Genomic DNA, 1,987 nt, shown 5'->3' with positions numbered 1-1,987 from the left:
CCGGCCCCGAAGGCGGCCCCCAGACAGCGACCCATACCGACCAGCCAAGGTAAATCACCACCGGCAGTAACAGTGATCCCCAGAGCCATTTTCCCCAGCGGGCATAACCCCGGTTAACCGCACCGTCTATTTTCTCGAACGCGTTAAAAAATCCCATTTTAATCCCTTAAAATCAGTGCATATTCTGACGCTGCTTTTCTGCCGCCTGTGCGGCAATATTTTCAGCGGACGGGCTGTTAAAACCCGTGCTCCACCATAAATAGACGTTGTCATCGGGCAAGAAATAGACATGGAGATAGTTTTCACCCCACTCACGTTTTGGCAAAGGAAGTGTTAACCTGCGGGTCTCTTTACGTAGCCCTGCATCGTATTGGGCTCTTGTGGTACTGAGTGTCCAGATTACTTCAGCCTTATCCCCGGTAATGCTTCCGCAGCATGTGGAGCCTCCTCCCCCATAAGCAAATGCATTTGACCCCGCTACCCCGTTTACGCTAAACCCCAGAACAGGCCTGTCAATTTCACTGTGAATAATCAGCGTTACCGGCCCTGATGGCGATCCCCAGACCGCCGCCCACACCGACCAGCCTAAATAAATCACCACCGGCAGTAACAGCGCACCCCAGATCCATCTTCCCCAGCGGGCATAACCCCGGTTAACTGCACCATCTATTTTCTTATACGTTCTGAAGAATCCCATTATGTATTTTCATCCCTGAGAGTGAGCATGATTGAATAACACATATTCCAGCGATACTTTTCTCTGAACCACTTTTTCGAGTGCAGCCTGAACAGCCTCTGATTCCAGGTTCTTTTTTCCGCCATTAAGATAATAAAGAGCATAAAGTTTTTGCTCTGTACCCGCTTTCATTTTCGCTTCGCTGGCCTTATTCAGTGCTTTTATCACCATGTCACGTTGAACACAGGCCGGAAAATGCTGGCTGGATGGCATTTTCTGCCACGCGGCTAATACTACGGCGACAGCAGGTCTATCCGTGATGTGTTGCCATTCTTCATGATTTAACCGTATGGCACTGTCTCTGGCATTGATTACCTTTGAAGCGGGAATGGGTATCTGCCGCCATTCATTTTCACCTGGCACCCACCACTGAGAAATCTCCCTGAATAATAGGCTATGCCACTCACGTTCGTTCAGGCCCGCCAGCAGACGAATGACATCGTGCATATAAAAACGCACTAAAGTCGCTGCTCCTTCCGGAGAAATCATTGTGCAGGCCGCAGAAAGCTGAACGGCTAACGCCCCTGCGGATCGTGAAGAGGCGATAACAGCAGTTAACCCCGGCGTCGAGGTAATACGAGCCGTTAACTCATCTTTATCCTTTATCGCAAACAACCAGGGGCCATAATCTCTGACTTCGGTAAGCTGTGGATGAAGATACAACGAATACATAACCGCTGCGTTTTCGTTATAAAAAGCCTGAAAAGCTTCCGTTGTTTGCGCCCCACCTTCCAGCAACAGAAATAAATGTGCTTTTTTCGATTCCGTTAACGCCTGGATCATATTTGTGGCATTCATTTTCTACGCTTCCTGGACAATAGCGTCATTGGCTTTGATGGCATTGAGGAGGCACTCGATGCAAATCGTTCCGCTAAGCGGTGGATACTGACCGGGAAGCAATGGAATGGGTAATGGCATTGTTGCTGGGGCCGCCGCCATCGTCCGCTTCGTCCGCCGCAGGTACGTCCCCAGGGTGCCGTACTCAATCTTCCCCGCCTCCAGCCGCAGGTAGCTCCCGCCGCCAGTCAGCGTGATGCGTTTTTTTCCGGCAAACGAGATGTCACTCGCCGAGCTCATCGTCAGCTTCTTCTCTGCAAACAGCGCCATCTTCCCGTTCTGCGCCTGTACCTCCACCTCGCCTTCGCTGGCCTTCAGGCTCAGCTGGCCCGTTCTGGCGAACAGCCCGAGCTTTTCTCCCGCCAGCGCCGTCATGTTGCCCGTGACGCCGGTGCTGATATCACCTCCGGCGTT

3 protein-coding genes and 1 pseudogene are annotated in these 1,987 nt (G+C 51.7%); all 4 read right to left on the bottom strand.

Features of this window, described 5'->3' with window-relative positions:
- Nucleotides 1–157, bottom strand: a pseudogene (locus AK59_RS1000000125520) (DUF3304 domain-containing protein); the annotation flags it as partial.
- A 15-nt stretch (nt 158–172) separates the two neighbouring features.
- Nucleotides 173–697 (bottom strand): DUF3304 domain-containing protein, encoded by a 525-nt coding sequence (locus AK59_RS0120055; RefSeq protein ID WP_050491993.1) that lies wholly within the window; start codon nt 695–697, stop codon nt 173–175.
- Nucleotides 698–706: 9 nt separating this feature from the next.
- Complete coding sequence (locus AK59_RS0120050) at nt 707–1,534, bottom strand: DUF4123 domain-containing protein (RefSeq protein ID WP_029883626.1); 828 nt, start codon at nt 1,532–1,534, stop codon at nt 707–709.
- Between the two features lie 3 nt (nt 1,535–1,537).
- On the bottom strand, nt 1,538–1,987 hold a 450-nt coding region (locus tag AK59_RS0120045; RefSeq protein ID WP_231501506.1), incomplete at its 5' end, for a DUF2345 domain-containing protein.

It is taken from the genome of Enterobacter sp. T1-1 (genome assembly GCF_000710795.1).
Classification (GTDB): domain Bacteria; phylum Pseudomonadota; class Gammaproteobacteria; order Enterobacterales; family Enterobacteriaceae; genus Enterobacter; species Enterobacter cloacae.
The sequence above is the reverse complement of the archived record's forward strand: the minus strand, read 5'-3'. Positions and strand labels throughout refer to the sequence as shown.

Bases quoted from the DNA above. Each gene is read 5' to 3' on its own strand.
- AK59_RS0120055 (WP_050491993.1), bottom strand. From the start codon at position 697: ATGGGATTCTTCAGAACGTATAAGAAAATAGATGGTGCAGTTAACCGG.
- AK59_RS0120050 (WP_029883626.1), bottom strand. From the start codon at position 1,534: ATGAATGCCACAAATATGATCCAGGCGTTAACGGAATCGAAAAAAGCA.